Origin of the sequence: Humibacter sp. (assembly GCF_051954055.1) — a bacterium.
Taxonomy (GTDB): domain Bacteria; phylum Actinomycetota; class Actinomycetes; order Actinomycetales; family Microbacteriaceae; genus Humibacter.
On record NZ_JBQCIE010000138.1, the window covers coordinates 21,823 to 38,422 of the forward strand.

Annotated in this window: 17 protein-coding genes; 3 read left to right on the plus strand and 14 right to left on the minus strand. The window is 68.1% G+C overall.

The genetic code is table 11. From position 1 onward, the window contains the following. Positions 1–3 precede the first annotated feature (3 nt). Both ACTHNC_RS18185 and ACTHNC_RS18190 read right to left on the minus strand, forming a co-directional pair. A complete protein-coding gene (locus ACTHNC_RS18185; protein ID WP_440296041.1) occupies positions 4–1,125 on the minus strand; it encodes a histidinol-phosphate transaminase in 1,122 nt (373 codons plus the stop codon). 22 nt (positions 1,126–1,147) lie between these two features. Next, positions 1,148–1,510 (minus strand): LysM peptidoglycan-binding domain-containing protein, encoded by a 363-nt coding sequence (locus ACTHNC_RS18190; RefSeq protein WP_440296042.1) that lies wholly within the window; start codon positions 1,508–1,510, stop codon positions 1,148–1,150. 384 nt (positions 1,511–1,894) lie between these two features. Here ACTHNC_RS18190 and lexA point away from each other — a divergent pair, with 384 nt between their 5' ends. Further along, complete coding sequence (gene lexA / locus ACTHNC_RS18195; protein WP_440296057.1) at positions 1,895–2,536, plus strand: transcriptional repressor LexA; 642 nt, start codon at positions 1,895–1,897, stop codon at positions 2,534–2,536. Positions 2,537–2,545: 9 nt separating this feature from the next. Then, the gene (locus ACTHNC_RS18200; RefSeq protein ID WP_440296043.1) at positions 2,546–2,995 is read left to right on the plus strand and encodes an SRPBCC family protein; all 450 of its coding nucleotides are present in this window, start codon (positions 2,546–2,548) and stop codon (positions 2,993–2,995) included. A gap of 29 nt (positions 2,996–3,024) precedes the next feature. Here the strand turns inward: ACTHNC_RS18200 and metE are convergent, their stop codons facing one another. The 3 genes from metE to hflX form a co-directional block, all read right to left on the minus strand. Then, positions 3,025–5,358 carry a 5-methyltetrahydropteroyltriglutamate--homocysteine S-methyltransferase gene (gene metE / locus ACTHNC_RS18205; protein WP_440296044.1) on the minus strand — a complete coding sequence of 778 codons (2,334 nt, stop codon included), beginning with the start codon at positions 5,356–5,358 and terminating at the stop codon, positions 3,025–3,027. Further along, positions 5,355–6,446, minus strand: a complete 1,092-nt coding sequence (locus ACTHNC_RS18210; RefSeq protein ID WP_440296045.1) for a methylenetetrahydrofolate reductase — start codon at positions 6,444–6,446, stop codon at positions 5,355–5,357. The genes metE and ACTHNC_RS18210 overlap by 4 nt, the downstream gene beginning before the upstream one ends. Before the next feature lie 269 nt (positions 6,447–6,715). Beyond that, entirely contained in the window at positions 6,716–8,290 is a 1,575-nt protein-coding gene (gene hflX / locus ACTHNC_RS18215) for a GTPase HflX (RefSeq protein ID WP_440296046.1), read from the minus strand. Positions 8,291–8,369: 79 nt separating this feature from the next. Here hflX and ACTHNC_RS18220 point away from each other — a divergent pair, with 79 nt between their 5' ends. Further along, the gene (locus tag ACTHNC_RS18220) at positions 8,370–8,981 is read left to right on the plus strand and encodes a class I SAM-dependent methyltransferase (protein ID WP_440296047.1); all 612 of its coding nucleotides are present in this window, start codon (positions 8,370–8,372) and stop codon (positions 8,979–8,981) included. A 43-nt stretch (positions 8,982–9,024) separates the two neighbouring features. Here ACTHNC_RS18220 and dapF read toward each other — a convergent pair whose 3' ends face one another. The 9 genes from dapF to pgsA all read right to left on the minus strand — a co-directional run bounded on the left by dapF (position 9,025) and on the right by pgsA (position 16,600). Beyond that, a complete protein-coding gene (dapF, locus tag ACTHNC_RS18225) occupies positions 9,025–9,903 on the minus strand; it encodes a diaminopimelate epimerase (RefSeq protein ID WP_440296048.1) in 879 nt (292 codons plus the stop codon). Next, positions 9,900–10,856, minus strand: coding sequence for a tRNA (adenosine(37)-N6)-dimethylallyltransferase MiaA (miaA, locus tag ACTHNC_RS18230; protein WP_440296058.1), 957 nt, complete (start codon positions 10,854–10,856; stop codon positions 9,900–9,902). Before miaA ends, dapF begins: the two co-directional genes overlap by 4 nt. 49 nt (positions 10,857–10,905) lie before the next feature. Then, a complete protein-coding gene (gene miaB / locus ACTHNC_RS18235; protein ID WP_440296049.1) occupies positions 10,906–12,558 on the minus strand; it encodes a tRNA (N6-isopentenyl adenosine(37)-C2)-methylthiotransferase MiaB in 1,653 nt (550 codons plus the stop codon). 51 nt (positions 12,559–12,609) lie between these two features. Further along, entirely contained in the window at positions 12,610–13,320 is a 711-nt protein-coding gene (locus ACTHNC_RS18240) for a regulatory protein RecX (RefSeq protein WP_440296050.1), read from the minus strand. Positions 13,321–13,337: 17 nt separating this feature from the next. After that, on the minus strand, positions 13,338–14,411 hold the full coding sequence (recA, locus tag ACTHNC_RS18245) for a recombinase RecA (protein WP_440296051.1): 1,074 nt from the start codon (positions 14,409–14,411) through the stop codon (positions 13,338–13,340). 228 nt (positions 14,412–14,639) lie between these two features. Beyond that, positions 14,640–14,888, minus strand: a complete 249-nt coding sequence (locus ACTHNC_RS18250) for a DUF3046 domain-containing protein (protein WP_440296052.1) — start codon at positions 14,886–14,888, stop codon at positions 14,640–14,642. 117 nt (positions 14,889–15,005) lie between these two features. After that, the gene (locus ACTHNC_RS18255; protein ID WP_440296053.1) at positions 15,006–15,317 is read right to left on the minus strand and encodes a helix-turn-helix domain-containing protein; all 312 of its coding nucleotides are present in this window, start codon (positions 15,315–15,317) and stop codon (positions 15,006–15,008) included. 165 nt (positions 15,318–15,482) lie between these two features. Next, positions 15,483–15,995 carry a CinA family protein gene (locus tag ACTHNC_RS18260; RefSeq protein ID WP_440296054.1) on the minus strand — a complete coding sequence of 171 codons (513 nt, stop codon included), beginning with the start codon at positions 15,993–15,995 and terminating at the stop codon, positions 15,483–15,485. After that, a complete protein-coding gene (pgsA, locus tag ACTHNC_RS18265) occupies positions 15,992–16,600 on the minus strand; it encodes a CDP-diacylglycerol--glycerol-3-phosphate 3-phosphatidyltransferase (protein WP_440296055.1) in 609 nt (202 codons plus the stop codon). The genes ACTHNC_RS18260 and pgsA overlap by 4 nt, the downstream gene beginning before the upstream one ends.

Sequence of the window (16,600 nt, forward strand, 5' to 3'; positions counted from 1 at the left end):
AGCCTAATTGAGCGAGGTAGCCGCACTCGCCGACGCCCGGGCAGCGGGTGCGGCAGCCAACTCGGCCATGGCGTCGAGGAAGACGCTGGTTTCGGCCTCCGTACCGGCACTCACACGCAGGTGGTGCGGTATGCCGACATCGCGCACGAGGATTCCCCGCTCCTTGAGGGCGAGGAATGTCGCGTGAGGATCGTCGACGCCGCCGAACAGCACGAAGTTGCTGCCGGAGTCGTGCACGACGAATCCCAGTTCCGCGAGCCGGGATGCGATCCGGTCTCGTTGCCGCACGATGTCGTGCACCGTTGCGAGCATCTCGTCGGAGTGCCGCAACGCCGCTACCGCCGCGGCCTGTGTGAGCACGGACAGGTGGTAGGGCAGCCGCACGAGCCGAAGCGCGTCGGCGACGGCCGGGTCAGCGGCGAGGTAGCCGAGCCGTACACCGGCGAACGCGAACGCCTTGCTCATCGTGCGGGAGACGATGAGCCGCTCGCGTCCGGGGAGAAGCGTCAGCGCACTGGGTGCGTCCCGTGGCATGAACTCCTCGTACGCCTCGTCGACGACCACCACGCCGTCGGTGGCGTCATAGACGGCTTCGACGACATCCAGCCCCAGCGGGGTGCCGGTGGGGTTGTTCGGCGCGCACAGGATGACGACATCCGGACGGTGCTCCTGGACCGCGGCGGCCGCGTGGTCCGGCGCCACCGTGAAGTCCGGTGCTCGATCGGCGGCGATCCACGCCGTTCCCGTCCCGGAGGCGAGCAGCGGGTACATCGAGTAGGTCGGGGCGAACCCGAGAGCGCTGCGCCCGGGGCCGCCGAACGCCTGCAGGATCTGCTGGAGCACCTCGTTGGAACCGTTCGCCGCCCAGATGTTCGAGGCGTCGAGGCCGTGCCCCAGGTAACGGGCCAGCGCCTCGCGTAGCTCGAGGAACTCCCGGTCCGGATAGCGGTTCGCGCCCTTCAGCGCAGCTCCGACGGACTCCAGGATGTCCGCGACGACGTCATCCGGGATCGGATGCGTGTTCTCGTTGACGTTCAGCGCCACGGGCACGGGCGCCTGCGGCGCGCCGTACGGGGACTTGCCGCGCAGGTCATCGCGGAGAGGGAGGTCGGAGAACGAGATCACCCGTCAATGCTAGGGCGGCCGCTCACCGGTTCGAGCCGTCGAACTCATGCGGGATGGCGAGCTGCTCCCCCGCCTGCACCATGCTCGACGAGAGTCCGTTCAGATCGACGAATGCGGCGACCACGTCGCGCGGATCGCTGTGCGGAGCCACACGCTGCGCGATGCTCCACAGCGACTCGCCCGGCTGCACCGTCAGATGGTGGAACGACGCGGCAGATGACTCGATGCCCGCCATGGCGCCGCTGCTGGCCAGCAGAGCGCCGCCACCCACCAGGACCGGCAGCACGATCAGCGCTGACAGTACGACACGGCCCCGACGAGTGAGGCGGGTGCGCACGTGTGCCGAACGGCTCCGCGTCGAGTGCGCGAGTGCGATGGTCGTCATGACCGTCTCCCTTCAGTGTCGAACCCGTGTTCCGAATCTATCTTCGATCTTCTCCGATTTCAACGGTATGTTCGGATCTGTGCCGGTCGAGTTATCAACACGCTCGAACAGAATCGCCGATCCGGAGCGAAACCCGGATAGAGTTTCGATCATCAGGAACTACACCACGCACCACTGACATTCGATTGAGGCTTGGTGACGGATGCTCGCATCCATCACCAAGGCGATTGGGAATGGCGAGCGGCGGAGCCGCGAGCACACTCGCCAACGAGAGAGGAGAGCACGTTGACCGACGTCGATGACGCACAGCAAGGAGCCGCCGTCTCAGGCGCCCGGAGCGGCCGCGCCGCCACGGAGAAGCCGCGCACGCGACGACGGAAGAGCCTGAGCGACAAGCAGCGCGCGATCCTCGAGGTGATCCAGCGCTCGGTCAGTCAGCGGGGGTATCCGCCGAGCATGCGCGAGATCGGCGATGCGGTCGGTCTCGCATCGCTTTCCAGCGTGGCGCATCAGCTGGGTCAGCTCGAGCTCAGCGGGTACCTGCGTCGCGACCCCAACCGTCCCCGGGCGCTCGAGGTGCTGATCGATCTGCCGGAGAGCACGGGCCGCGCCGAGGCGGCGACGGACTTCGAGACCTCGATTCCCGTCGGCGACGCCACCATGGTCCCCATGGTGGGCCGCATCGCCGCGGGTGTCCCGATCACGGCCGAGCAGCAGGTCGAGGAGGTGTTCCCTCTGCCCCGACAGCTCGTCGGCAACGGCGAGCTGTTCATGCTGAAGGTGCAGGGCGAGTCGATGATCGACGCGGCGATCTGCGACGGCGACTGGGTCGTCGTGCGGCAGCAGAAGACGGCTGAGAACGGAGACATCGTCGCGGCGATGCTCGACGGAGAGGCGACCGTCAAGGTGTTCCGCCAGCGCGACGGCCACACCTGGCTGCTGCCGCGCAACTCGGCGTACGAACCGATCCTCGGCGACTTCGCCGATGTGGTCGGCAAGGTAGTCGCCGTGCTGCGAGCGGTCTGACCATCGCCCATGGGCGATGCGACGCTTGCGTCGATCCGGATCGAGCATCACTTCGATGCCGCTCAGGAGAAGGTGTGGCGCGCCTGGACCGATCCGGACGTCGTGCGGAGATGGTGGGGCTCGCAGCCCGACGGCGTCGTGACGTCGGCGCACCTCGAGGTGCGCGAGGGCGGCCGGTTCGAGATCTCGTTCCAGGACCCGGACGGAGACGCGCACACCAGCAGTGGTGAATACCTGCGCGTCGAGCCCATGGTCGCGCTCGAGTTCACCTGGGGCTGGCGGAGCGAACCGGGCGTCGTGTCACGCGTGACCGTCGGGTTCGAGCCGCGCGAGAAGGGCACGGCGATGCGATTCGTGCACGGCGAACTGCGCGGTGCTTCCAAGCACGACTACGCCCAGGGCTGGCGTCGCACGTTCGCGAAGCTCGACCGGGTGCTCGCGGCGGATGCCCAGTGCTGATAACAGCCACAGGCATCCGCCGTACCGAGCTACGCCGGCTGCTTCTCGCGAACCGCCTGCGTGGCCTCGATGATGTTCTTCAGCGAGGCCACGGTCTCGTCGTACCCGCGCGTCTTCAGCCCACAGTCGGGGTTCACCCACACCTGCCGCTCCGGGATGCCGCCCAGTGCCTTCTCGAGGAGTTCTGTGACCTCAGCCACCGATGGCACGCGCGGCGAGTGGATGTCGTACACACCGGGTCCGATTCCGTGGTCGAATCCGCTGGCCTTGATGTCGTCGACCACCTCCATGCGGCTGCGCGCGGCCTCGATGCTGGTCACGTCGGCGTCCAGGTTGCGGATCGCATCGATCACGACGCCGAACTCCGAGTAGCACAGGTGCGTGTGGATCTGCGTCGCATCGCCGACCCCGCTCGTGGCGAGACGGAACGAGCCGACCGACCAGTGGAGGTAGTCCGGCTGGTCCTTCTTCTTGAGCGGCAGGAGCTCGCGCAGCGCAGGCTCGTCGACCTGCACGATGCGGATGCCCGCCGTCTCGAGGTCGGCGATCTCGTCGCGGAGCGCGAGCGCCACCTGCCTCGCCGTGTCTCCGAGCGGCTGATCGTCGCGCACGAACGACCACGCGAGGATCGTGACCGGACCGGTGAGCATCCCCTTCACCGGCTTCTCCGTGAGCGACTGCGTGAAGGTTGACCACTCCACCGTGATCGGCTTCGGGCGCGACACGTCACCCCAGAGGATCGACGGCCTCGTGCACCGGCTTCCGTATGACTGCACCCAGCCGTTCTGCGTCACGGCGAAGCCGTCGAGGTTCTCCGCGAAGTACTGCACCATGTCGTTGCGCTCCGGCTCGCCGTGCACGATGACGTCGATGCCGATCTCCTCCTGGAGTTCGACGACGCGCTTGATCTCGGCCTGCATGAGCCCGAGGTACTCCGCCTCGGTGATGACGCCCTTCGCGAACTGGGCACGGGCCCGACGGATGTCACCGGTCTGCGGGAACGAGCCGATCGTGGTCGTCGGCAGCAGCGGGAGGCCGAGTGCGGCGTCCTGGGCGGCCAGGCGGGCGGCGTAGTCGCCGCGCCGGAAGTCGGCGTCGGTGAGCACCTCGGCGCGAGCGCGCACCGCTCCGTCGCGCACCCCGGGCGCACCGAGCCGGTCGGCGAGGGCTGCGGATGCCTGCGCCAGCTCCTCCTGGATCGCCTCGTGTCCGTCTTCCAGGCCACGTGCCAGCGTGGCGACCTGCCCGACCTTCTGGTCGGCGAACGCGAGCCAGGACTTCAGCCGAGCATCCAGCGCCGTCTCGTCGTCGACATCGTGCGGCACGTGCAGGAGCGAGGTCGAGGTGGATGCAGCGAGGTTGGGCGACAGCGCCAGCAGCGACTCGAGCGCGCCGAACGCGGCCTCGAGGTCGCCGCGCCAGACGTTGTGGCCATCGATCACGCCGCCGACTACGGTCTTGCCGCGCAGGGCGGCCTTGGTGCCGGCATCCAGCCCGGAGGGGATGCTGCCGCGCACGAGGTCCAGCGAGATCGCCTCGACGTTCGTGGCGGCGAGCACGGGAAGGGCGTCGTCGAGGCTGCCGTACGGCGCCGCCACGAACAGGCTCGGCCGGTCGGACGCGCCGCCCAGCGTCTCGTATGCACTGCGCGCGGCCTGGAGCACGTCGGCTCGGGCGTCGTCAAGGCTCTCGCTCACGAGGGCGGGCTCGTCCAGCTGGACCCACTCGGCGCCTGCTGCCTTCAGCTCGGAGAGAAGCCGGGCGTACACCGGGAGCAGATCCGCGAGGCGCGACAGCGGCCGGAAGCCCTCCGGAGAGCCCTCGGCCGGCTTGCTGAGCGCCAGGAACGTGACGGGTCCCACGATGACCGGACGAGTGAGGTATCCATCGGCGTTGGCCTCCTCGAACTCACGAACGAGCCGATCGGATGCCAGCCTGAACCGCGTGTCAGGGCCGATCTCGGGCACCAGGTAGTGATAGTTCGAGTCGAACCACTTGGTCATCTCCAGCGGGGCATCCTCGCCTGCGCCACGGGCGATCGTGAAGTAGCCGGCGAGGTCGACGCGGCCTTCAGCATCCTGCAGCCCGGCGAACCGCGTGGGAACGGCGCCGAGGGTGACCGCGGCGTCGAGTACCTGGTCGTAGTAGCTGAAGGTCTCGGGGATCGCGGAGTCGCTCTTGCCGAGTCCGAGCTGCGCCAGCCGAGCACGAGTCGCACGACGCAGCTCGGCGGCCGTCGTCTCGAGTTCGTCCGCGGTGATCATGCCCGCCCAGAACGCCTCGACGGCCTTCTTGAGCTCGCGGCGACGGCCGATGCGCGGGTATCCGACGATCGTGCCGGTCGGGAAGGTGGAGGAGGTCATGCGTTTTCCTTCTGTTTGCTGGCCTGCTGGAGTGGTGTGGTCGTTGTCGGGGCTGTTTCGACGCTCGCCTGGACGGCGGAATCCTCTTCGAGCGCCGAGGAGTCGATCAGGCCGCACCGCTCGAGAACGGCGAGCGACGTCTGCGGCTGGTTGAACGTGCAGAGATGGATGCCTGGTGCACCGCCCGCGACGAGCCGCTCGGCAAGTTGCGCGGCATGCTGGATGCCGATCTCACGTCTGCCATCGTCGGTGGGTTCGACCTCGAGGCGGATGCTGAGCTCGCTGGGGAGATCCTCGCCGCTCAGTTCGAGAATGCGGCGGAGTCGCGCGGGCGAGGTGACCGGCATGATCCCGGGCAGGATCGGCAGTGTGACGCCGGCGCGGCGAGCACGATCGACGAAGGCGAAGTAGTCCTCCGCGTGGAAGAACAACTGGGTGATCGCGAGGTTCGCTCCCTGGGCCTGTTTGGCCAGCAGGGTGTCGATGTCCTGCTCGACCGAACGAGAACGCGGGTGTCCGTTCAGGAACGCCGCGACAGCGATCGTGACCTTCTCGCGCCTTCCCACCGCGCTCGCGTGGGTCAAGCCGGGCATCGGTATCTCGCGGTACGGAGCGTGCTCGGCCTGAATGCGGTGGATCAGCTGCACCAGCTCCGATGCGCTGTGCAGATCACCGAGCGGTTCATCCGCCGGTGCGCCGACCGGCGGGTCGCCACGCACGGCGAGGAATCGGGTGACGCCGGCGCTCAGGAACTCCCGGATCATGCGCCCGGCCTGCTCGTGGGACGACCCGACGCACGTGAGGTGCGCCATGGCCGGCACCGGAGTGCTCTGCGTGATGTGCCTCACCACGTCGAGCGAGGACGCGTGAGAGGACCCGCCGGCGCCGTAGGTGACCGAGATGAAGCGTGGCGCCACGGCGGCGAGACGCTGGATGGTGCGCGGCAGGGCGCGTGCAGCAGCCTCATTGCGCGGCGGGTAGAGCTCGAACGAGAAGGGCGTTCCGACCGGACAGTGAGTGTCGTCGGAACGAGTGTTTCCAGCAGAAGGCGGGATCGGCGAACCGTCGTTGAGGTGCTGTGCACTCATGGCGGCTCCCAACTCGGGCGGCGCGGAGGCGATCGATCGCAGGTGGTGGCCGAAGGCATCCGCACCGCATCGCTTGCGACCACGAGTGAGGCGGCCGCTCTGACATGCGGTTCGGGGCGGGTGCCGGGCTCGGCTGTCGCTCCAGTCGAACCGACCGGTTTCGGCCGTGCTCGACGAACAATGCGATCACAGTAACAAAGCGCGCCAGGAACGGGTGGCGCGTGTTACGCAGCGCTACACGACCGCCCACGGGCTGGGCGGCGGCTCTGTCAGTGTGCGCCGGCGACCACCGGCTCAGCGCGGAACGGCTCGAAGACGGGCACGAACTCGGGTGCGACCTTCGCGGTGACCCGGGTGCCGTCCGGTTCGTACGCGGTGTGCACGACCCGGCCGCGCTCGTGCAGCGCGGAGACGAGGTCTCCCCTGTCGTACGGGATCAGGACGTCGATCTCGACGGAGCGGTCGGGCAGTGCACGGGCGATCGCTGCCAGCACCTCGTCGATGCCCTCACCGCTACGTGCGGAGGCGAAGATCGCCGCCGGCTCCAGTCCGCGCAGCTCGAGGCGCCGACCATCATCGATGAGGTCGGCCTTGTTGAAGACCACGAGCTCCGGGATGTCGCGGCCACCGACCTCGCCGATCACGTCCCGAACTGTGGCGAGCTGGGCCGCCGGGTCGGGATGTGAGGCATCCACCACGTGCACGATCACGTCCGCGTCCGCCACCTCTTCGAGCGTGGACCGGAACGCCTCCACCAGCTGATGCGGAAGGTTGCGCACGAATCCCACCGTGTCGGCCAGCGTGTACAGGCGGCCGTCCGCGGTGATGGAGCGCCTGACGGTCGCGTCCAGCGTGGCGAACAGGGCGTTCTCCACGAGCACGCCCGCCTTGGTGATGCGGTTCAGCAGGCTGGACTTGCCGGCGTTGGTGTAGCCGGCGATGGCGACGGACGGAACGCTGTTGCGGCGGCGGTTGGCACGCTTTGCCTCCCGGGCCGGCTTGAAGTCCTTGATCTGCCTGCGGAGCTTCGCCATCCGGGAGTGGATGCGCCGGCGATCCAGCTCGATCTTCGTCTCACCGGGACCACGGCTGCCCATGCCGGCACCCGCACCACCCACCTGACCACCGGCCTGCCGGCTCATCGACTCGCCCCAGCCGCGCAGGCGTGGGAGCAGGTACTCGAGCTGCGCCAGCTCCACCTGCGCCTTGCCCTCGCGGCTCTTCGCGTGCTGGCTGAAGATGTCGAGGATCACGGCCGTGCGGTCGATCACCTTCACCTTGACGATGTCCTCGAGCGCGCGCCGCTGGCTGGGCGCCAGCTCGGTGTCCGCCACGACGGTGTCGGCGCCGAGCGCCTTGACGATGTCGTGCAGCTCCTGCGCCTTGCCGCTGCCGAGGTAGGTGCCAGGGTCGGGGTGCGGCCGCCTCTGCAAGAGGCCGTCGAGCACGACGGCGCCGGCCGTCTCGGCGAGTGCCGCCAGCTCGCGCAGCGAGTTCTCGGCATCCAGCTGCGTCCCCGCCGAATAGACGCCGATCAGCACAACGTTCTCCAGACGCAGCTGCCGGTACTCGACCTCTGTGACGTCTTCGAGTTCCGTGGAGAGCCCCGCGACTCGGCGCAGCGCCGCCCGCTCCTCGCGGTCGAACTGCTCGCCGTCGTCGCTCTGCCCCTCGGCGTCCGATCGCTGCAGAGCCTGCGCACTCTGCCCGAAGATCGTCGTTCGAGCGGATGCCTGCTCTGCGCGCGCCAGAATCCGGGCGACGACGTCGTCCTGCTCGGTGGGGCCGTCGTTCCGTTCCTCGAGCGCCTCGTCGCGCTGGTGTTCGCTGTGGGTTTGCGTCATCGTGTGGTCAACCATAGTTCTCTGCGCGCTGTGCGTCCCGCCTTTGCCCCGAGCTCCAGCGCGCCGGTACCTTCCTTATATGGCCAGCGGTGAGCACTACTTCACGTCCCGACCCGCCGGAGAGGCGAAGCTGCGCCCGCTCAGCGTCCGCCTCGCCGGTCGTGACGTCGAGCTCGTCACCGCTTCCGGCATCTTCAGCCCCGATCGCATCGATCTCGGCACGCACGTTCTGCTCGCCGACGCACCCGATGCGCCGGCGAGCGGCGACCTCCTCGACCTCGGCTGCGGCTGGGGACCGGTCGCGCTCACCCTGGCGCTCGAGTCTCCGGATGCCACCGTCTGGGCTGTCGACGTGAACGAACGCGCCCTCGACGTGGTGCGCCGGAACGCCTCCATCCTGGGGCTGTCGAACGTCAACGCCGTTCTGCCCGACGATGTTCCCGAATATCTCGCCTTTCGCGCGATCTGGTCCAACCCGCCGATCCGAATCGGCAAGGACGAGCTGCACGACCTGCTTCTGCGCTGGCTGCCGAGGTTGGACGACGACGCGGATGCCTGGCTCGTCGTGCAGCGCAACCTCGGTTCGGACTCGCTGCAGCGGTGGCTCGAGGCGGAGCTTCCTGCCGGGTTCGGCGTACGCCGCGCCTCCTCCAGCAAGGGGTACCGGGTGCTGCACGTCCGACGCGGATAGGTCGACCACGCCGTCCGGCGCCTCGCGGTCTCCGAATCGAGACCTAGCCGATCGAGACCTCGCCGTCGTAGACGAGCTCGGCCGGACCCGACAACGAGACGTGCTCACCGTCGTCTGCTGGGAATATCCGCACTCCGAGTGTTCCGCCGGGGGCTCGCACCTTCCAGTTGTCAGGGGCGCCGTCGCCCGCCCAGTACCTGGTGGCGAGGGCCGCTGCCGCAGTACCCGTTCCGCACGCGAGAGTCTCGCCGCTGCCCCGTTCGTGCACCCGCATGCGGATGCGGCCGACGCCGTCGTCGACGAGCGGCTCGAAGGGGACGACGAACTCCACGTTCGCGCCGTTCACCGGTTCGGGGTCAAGGATCGGCGTCGGGCCGAGGTCGAGGCGGTCGAGCTCGTCGTCGTCGGCCAGCGCCACCACGACGTGCGGGTTGCCCACGTCGATGCCGACGCCGGGACGCGCCACGCCGAGCCCCTTGGCACGGACGGTGGGGTCGTCGCCTGTGAGGTGCCAGCGACCGAGGTCGACCTGGAATCCCGACCCGCTCTGCTGCACGTCTCGCACGCCGGCGCGGGTTCCGATCGGAAGCGTCTGCCCGGGCTGCAGGTGGGCGAATCCCCCGTCGATGAGGTAGCGGGTGAACACCCGGATGCCGTTGCCGCACATCTCCGCCGGGGTGCCATCTGCATTGTGGTAGTCCATGAACCACTCCGCCGTCGGATCCTCCGAGAGCGCGATGGCGCCTTCGGGAATCGCCGAGGACTTCACGGCGCGGATGACGCCGTCGGCGCCCACGCCGAAATGCCGGTCGCAGATCAGGGCGATCTGCGCGGCCGTGAGCTCGATGACGCCTTCGGGGTCGGCGAAGAGCACGAAGTCGTTGCCGGCACCGTGGCCCTTGCTGAACGAGAGTGTGGTCACCGCGCAAGCCTATCCAGTACAGCTGCCACGAGCCTTTCGCGCTCCGTCGCGCCGGTAGAGGACGCGTCGAGCCAGTCGAGCTCCGGATACCGCTTGAACCACGACACCTGCCGTCTCGCGTAGCGGCGGGTGAGGCGCTGCGTCTCGGCGATCGCCTGGTCCTGTGTGAGCTCGCCACGCAGTTGTGCCGCGGCCTGCGCGTAGCCGATGGCCTTCGACGCGGTCATGCCCTGGTCGAGGCCGTCGGCGAGAAGGCCGCGGACCTCGTCGAGAAGCCCTGCCGCCCACATCCGCTCGACGCGCACATCCAGTCGTTTGACGAGTAGTTCACGCGGCACGGTGAGCCCGACCACGATCACCGGCGACCACGGCACCGGCCGTTCGGGGAGCGATGCGCCGTGACCCCGCTGTTGCAGTTCGGCCACCTCGAGGGCGCGGACGACGCGTCGTGCGTTCGCCGGATCCACGCGCTCGGCAGTCACCGGGTCGAACGCTCGCAATCGATCCAGCAGCGGGCGGATGCCGGATGTCCGCGCCTCGGCTTCGAGACGTGCTCGCACCGACTCGTCGCGCCCGGGGAATGCGAAGTCGTAGATCACCGACGACACGTACAGCCCCGATCCACCGACCAGGATCGGCAGCGCTCCCCTGCCGAGGATGTCGTCGATCACGCGGCGGGCGACCGGCTGGTACCACGCGACTGTGGCCTCCTGCGTCACGTCGAGCACGTCGATCAGGTGGTGCGGGATGCCGCGGCGCTCGCGGGACGGCACCTTCGCGGTGCCGATGTCCATACCACGGTAGAACTGCATGGCGTCGGCGCCCACGATCTCGGCATGGACGCCACGCTCCCCCAACGCGACCGCAACCTCGATCGCGAGGTCGCTCTTGCCAGTGCCCGTCGCACCGACGATCGCGAGGTAGTGCCGCGCTCCGACAGTTGCCGCTGGCAGCCGCACGGATGCCTGCTCGGCGGATTCGCTCACGCGGGCAGCGGACGGATCACCGCTCGCCGTCGGCGAGATCGTAGATCGGCGTCGTCGGACCGGCCGGTGTTCCCGGGTCCAGTGCGTTCGATTGCTGTGCTGAGCCCATCTCCGATCGGGGACGCAACCCTGGCAGACCGAGGGACACCCTCCCCTCTGCACCGGATGCTCCGTGCGACGGCACCGCGCAGGACTCCGCCTCCACACGATCCCAGGCGTCTCCCGCCCTCGTGCGACGCACCCGGAGAGCCTCGCCCGGCGCCGCGTCGGCGAGCAGGTGGAAGGGGGCGGCGTGCGTGATGCGCACGGTGACGACGTCGCCGGGGCGTGGGAGCTCCGATCCTTCCGGCACTTCGAAGTGCACGAGGCGGCTGTCTTCCGCTCGTCCGCTCATGCGGTGTGTCTCGGCGTCCTTCTTGCCCTCGCCGGTGGAGACGAGCACCTGCACCTCGCGGCCGACAAGCTTCTCATTCTCCTCCAGGCCGATGCGCTCCTGCAGGGCGATCAAGCGGTCATAGCGTTCCTGCACGACCTCTTTCGGCACCTGGTCGGCCATCGTGGCAGCAGGGGTGCCGGGGCGCGCAGAGTACTGGAAGGTGAATGCCGAGGCGAACCGCGCCTGCTCGACGACGCGGAGGGTCTCCTGGAAGTCCTCTTCGGTCTCTCCGGGGAACCCGACGATGATGTCGGTGCTGATGGCGGCATCCGGGATGCGCGAGCGGACCCTGTCGAGGATGCCGAGGAACTTGGCCGAACGGTAGCTGCGGCGCATGGCCCGCAGGATGCGGTCGGATCCGGACTGCAGCGGCATATGCAGCTGAGGCATCACGGCCGGCGTCTCCGCCATGGCGTCGATGACGTCGTCGGTGAACGCAGCCGGATGCGGGGACGTGAACCGAATGCGCTCGAGCCCCTCGATCTCGCCGGCTGCCCTCAGGAGCTTGCCGAACGCGAGCCGATCGCCGAAGTCGACACCGTACGAGTTCACGTTCTGGCCGAGGAGCGTCACCTCGATGGCACCGTCCTCGACCAGGGACTGGATCTCGGCCAGCACGTCGCCTGGACGCCGGTCGTTCTCCTTGCCGCGCAGCGACGGCACGATGCAGAAGGTGCACGTGTTGTTGCAGCCCACCGAGATCGACACCCAACCGCTATAGGTGGAGTCGCGCTTCGTGGGGAGTGTCGAGGGGAAGGTCTCGAGGGCGTCGAGGATCTCGACCTGTGCTTCGTGGTTGTGCCGCGCCCGTTCCAGCAGGTTCGGCAGCGCGCCCATGTTGTGCGTGCCGAACACGACGTCGACCCATGGAGCCTTCTCCAGGATGACGTTCTTGTCCTTCTGGGCGAGGCAGCCGCCGACGGCGATCTGCATGCCGGCGTGCCGCCGCTTCACCGATGCCAGGTGGCCGAGGTTGCCGTAGAGCTTGTTGTCCGCGTTCTCGCGCACGGCGCACGTGTTGATCACGACGACGTCGGCCTCGGCTCCGGCCGCACGTACGTACCCGGCCGCCTCCAGCGAACCGCTCAGGCGCTCCGAATCGTGCACGTTCATCTGGCAGCCGTAGGTGCGCACCTCGTACGTGCGAACGTGCCCGTCGGCGTCGACGGCGGCATCCGACACGGCGATCGACGTCGGAGCCGAACTGGGTCGGATTCGATCGGCAATGCTCATAGTGCGCACTAGTCTACGTTCGCGTTCCTGACCGTCGGGTGCGGTGTCGTCTCAGCGAAAACGCACGCCGTTGCCGGTCGACGAACCACGCGGATGCCCCTCCAACGCCGTACGCACCGCGGAGCGGACGACCTCGCCGTCGTAACCCTTGCGGGCCAGGTATCCGCTCAACCGGCGCACCGCAACCTCATAGTCGACGGAACGCAGCTGCCGCGCCCTGGCCGCAGCGAGTTCGGTGGCCCGTTCGAGCTCGTCGTCGACGTCGAGCTCGGCCATGGCGTCGGCGATGACCTCGTCATCCAGGTGCCGCCTCCGCAGCTCCGACTCGATGGCTGCGCGCCCGGAGCCCTTGCGCGTGTGCATCGCGTAGACGACCGAGATCGCGAGGGCCGCGTCGTCGACCAGCCCGAGGCTCTCGAGTCGATCGAGTTCCGCCGCCGCCGTCTCCGCGTCCACCTCCCGTTTGGCCAGCACCTGCTCGAGTTCCCAGCGCGACATGCCTCGCCGTGCGAGCTGATGGATCGCCACATTGCCGGCGCGAGCCGCCTTGCGATCACGGCGCTCTCGCTGACCGGTGGCCGCGTCATCGGCATCCGTCACCGCACGCCGGGGGACGGCGTGGACGCGGGCCAGCGCGTCCTGCGCCGCATCGGAGGGCTGCGCACCCGGAAGGTACGTCACCGGAGCGAGCCCGCGCGCCTCGCCTGCTTGCCTGCCGCGGCCGCGGTCAGCCGAGCCTGCCGGCGGGAACTGCACCACCATCGTGCGCTCGCCTCGCCTCAGGCACCCTTGCGCTGGGCGATCTTCGGCTCGATCGACTCGACGTTCGAGGCGCTCTCGGCCGGCGCATTCGGATCGACGATCACACCGAGCTTGACCAGGATCTTGTGCTCGATCTCCGCCGCGATGTCGGGGTTGTCGATCAGGAAGTTGCGGGAGTTCTCCTTGCCCTGACCGAGCTGGTCGCCCTCGTACGTGTACCAGGCGCCGGACTTCTTCACGATGGCCTGATCGACGCCGTAGTCCAGAAGGCTGCCCTCACGCGAGATCCCCACGCCGTACAGGATGTCGAACTCGGCCTGCTTGAACGGCGGAGCCATCTTGTTCTTGACGACCTTGACCCTGGTGCGGTTGCCCACTGCCTCGGTGCCGTCTTTCAGCGTCTCGATGCGACGGATGTCGAGTCGCACCGATGCGTAGAACTTGAGCGCCTTGCCGCCGGAGGTCGTCTCGGGGCTGCCGAAGAACACGCCGACCTTCTCACGGAGCTGGTTGATGAAGATCATCGTAGTGTTCGTCTGGTTGAGCGCACCGGTCAGCTTGCGGAGCGCTTGCGACATGAGCCTGGCCTGGAGACCGACATGCGAGTCGCCCATCTCGCCCTCGATCTCGGCCCGTGGCACCAGCGCGGCGACGGAGTCGACCACGATGAGGTCGATCGATCCGCTTCGCACGAGCATGTCGGCGATCTCCAGCGCCTGCTCCCCCGTGTCGGGCTGAGAGACGAGGAGCGAGTCGATGTCGACGCCGAGCTTCTTCGCGTACTCCGGGTCGAGCGCGTGCTCGGCGTCGATGAACGCGGCGATTCCGCCGTTCTTCTGAGCGTTGGCGATGGCGTGCAACGTCAGCGTCGTCTTTCCGGAGGATTCCGGGCCGTAGATCTCGACGATGCGGCCACGCGGGAGACCACCGATGCCGAGTGCGACATCGAGCGCGATCGAACCGGTGGGAACGACCTCGACCGGCGCGCGCTCGTCGCTGCCCAGCCGCATGACGGAGCCCTTGCCGAACTGCCGGTCGATCTGAGCGAGAGCGGTTTCGAGTGCCTTTTCGCGATCTGCTGGAGTGGGCATGGTGTGGCTTCCTTTCGCCGGAACAGTCGTCGTGTAATCGCTGCTTCGTACCGTAGGACGCACCTGCGACATCGGGGTGCCGGACCGGCGCGAAGTGGATAACTCGCTTCGAGAAGTTCTGTGGACTCAGAGTAACAACAACCGAACATCTCTTCGTACGATCGCGTGGCGTGTCGGCCGCCTTTTCGTAGTCCGCTCGTTCCCCGGGCGGGCGACCCTCCGCCCTCGTCAGCGCTGAGGAGGAGTGGGCAGGCCGGCGCCGTGCCAGCGCTCGACCGGGACCTCCATCGCCTCGCAGAGAGCGAGCCACACGTCGCGCTCCGGAACGCCGGCGGCAAGCGCCTGATCCGAGGTGCGGTGTCCGAGACTGTCGATCACGAGGTCACGGAGCAGAGCCCGGCCGTACTGCTCGCCGAACTCGGTCGCCACAGCTCGTCGGAATTCGCTCGTACGCACCGCGACAGCATAGGAGATCACCCCGACAATCGTTGCCGCCTTCCCATCGACGAGTCGAGCCCCGAAGGGCGCCGGCGATTAAAGGAGTGGCGCCCCGCCGAAGCGGGGCGCCCCGTTCGTCTTATCCGACGAGCGGACTCATCGGGCGACGAGGTCGGCGTCGAGCGCCGCGACGAACTCGTCCGGAACAGTGTCGGGGATGACCTGGTCGATGCCCTCCAGCACCGCCAGCCGATCGCCGACCTCACGCATGATCACCGAAATGGGCGTGTCGAGTGCTTCGGCCACCGAGGCGAGGATCTCGCTCGACGCCTCCTTCTGTCCGCGCTCGACCTCGCTGAGGTAACCGAGAGCCACACTCGCCCGGCTCGCGACCTGACGAAGAGTGCGCCCCTTCTGCAGGCGGAAGTCCCGTAGCACGTCGCCGATTTCTTGACGTACAAGAATCATTGGAGCCTCCTTTTCTCTTCCTGCCACAACCTTCGATCAGTTGTTCTCGATACCTTCAACGCTACGCGCTTTGACGGTCCATGAACTCTAACCATCGACGACTGGGGTTTGGGTGTGAGTACATCACTGTGTAACCAACTCGAGACCACCGCTATTCCGTCGGCCCTACAGCAGCCGCTCGATGAGGAGCCGGACCGCGGCATCCACTGATCGCGCACGGATCTGTGTCCTCGTTCCGGTCAGGGCGAGCTCGACGGCGTCGTTCACGTCGCCGTGCGAGATCCCGAGGAAGACCGTGCCCGGCACTCGGCCGCCTTGGCCGTCCGGACCAGCGACTCCCGTGGTGGCGATGCCGACATCCGCTGGGCGGCTCCCGACCGCGAGCGCCGAGCGCACACCCCTGGCCAGTTGGCGCGCCACCTCGGGATGCACAGGACCCTGCTCGGCCAGCAGCGCGGCATCCACTCCCACGAGCGTGTGCTTGAGCTCCGTGGCATAGACGACGACCCCGCCGAGTACGACCGCGGATGCCCCGGCGGGCCTGGTCAGCTCGGCCGTGAGGGCGCCCCCGGTCAGCGACTCCGCGACCGCCAGCGTGAGTCCGCGCTCGGTGAGGCGAGCGATGAGCGCCGCGGTGGGATCTGTCGTCGCGGGCCCCGACGCATCCGTGTGACTCACGACTGCTGTCCGGCCCGCCGCCGCAGCCGATGCGCCGCCCAGAGATAGTCGAGGCCGGACCACACGGTGAGAACGAGCGCAATGCCCATCAGCACCCAGTTCAGCCAGAAGACCCAGTCGCCCACAACCGTCCAGGTCGGAGCGAGCGCGAAGGAGATGGCGACGGCCTGTGCGATCGTCTTGAGCTTGCCGCCGCGACCCGCAGGAACCACGTTGCCGCGCGACAGCTCGACCATGCGCCACACCGTGATGCCCACCTCGCGCACGACGATCACGATGGTCACCCACCACCACAGTTCGCCGAGGATCGACAGGCACACCAGCGCACCCGAGGTGAGCAGCTTGTCCGCGATCGGATCGAGAATCTTGCCGAGGTCGGTGACCAGCCCCTTACGTCTCGCGATCGCGCCGTCGACCCCGTCCGTCGCGATCGCCAGGATGAAGAGCGCGGCGGCGATCCAGCGCAGGACGCCGTCGGCACCGGAATCGGCGAGCAGGAGCCAGAAGAACACCGGTGCGAGCAGGATGCGCACCACGGTGATGAGGTTCGGCAGATTGAAGTTGCCGGGTGCGGTCGGCGCTTCGGCGCGGCCGGAATCGGTCAT